Origin of the sequence: Streptomyces sp. WM6386 (genome assembly GCF_000972385.1) — a bacterium.
Classification (GTDB): Bacteria; Actinomycetota; Actinomycetes; order Streptomycetales; family Streptomycetaceae; genus Streptomyces.
In genome coordinates, this window is record NZ_JXTE01000280.1 from 1 (window position 1) to 839 (window position 839).

Consider the following 839-nt stretch of genomic DNA (forward strand, 5'->3'; position numbering starts at 1 on the left):
GCCGAAGGCCGCCGAGGCCAGTGCCGGGCAGAGGCCGCCGAGCAGGCCCGCGGCCACGGTCAGCGACAGGAAGAGCAGCATGTCGTTGGCGAGACCGAGACCGGGGGCCGCCTCGCTCAGGAGCAGCGCGAGGACCGCCGGGCCGCCGATGCCGGTCAGCCAGCCCCAGATGACCCGGGGGCGGCCGAGCCTCGCACTGCGGGCGACGGGCAGCCCACGCCCCTTGCCCGCCTCGTCGTGTGTGATCAGGTGGACGTCGAGGTCGGGTCCCGACTCGCGTGCGACCGTGGCGCCGACACCGGGACCGAAGACGTACTGCCATCCCTTGCGCCGGGACACCCCGAGGACGATCTGGGTGGCGTTCACGCCGCGCGAGAAGTCCAGCAGCGCCGCTGGTATGTCGTCGCCGATGACGTGGTGAAAGGTGCCGCCGAGGTCCTCCACGAGGGTGCGCTGCACGGCCAGTTCCTTGGGCGAGGCCGAGGTCAGTCCGTCGCTGCGGGCGATGTAGACGGCCAGCACCTCGCCGCCCGCGCCCTTCTCCGCCAGGCGCACGGCGCGGCGGATCAGGGTACGGCCCTCGGGTCCGCCGGTCAGTCCGACGACGATCCGCTCGCGGGAGCCCCAGATCTTGGAGACCCGGTGCTCGCTGCGGTACTCGGTCAGGTATTCGTCGACCCGGTCGGCGACCCACAGCAGGGCCAGCTCGCGCAGGGCGGTCAGGTTGCCCGGGCGGAAATAGTTCGACAGGGCGGCATCGACCTTGTCGGGCTTGTAGATGTTGCCGTGCGCCATCCGCCGGCGCAGGGCCGGCGGTGACATGTCGACCAGCTCGATCT

At 71.9% G+C, this 839-nt stretch carries 1 protein-coding gene; it reads right to left on the bottom strand.

What is annotated here, in order from left to right; all coding sequences use genetic code 11:
* The coding region (locus tag TN53_RS41250) for a universal stress protein (protein ID WP_046264023.1) at positions 1–839 on the bottom strand (839 nt) is incomplete at both ends.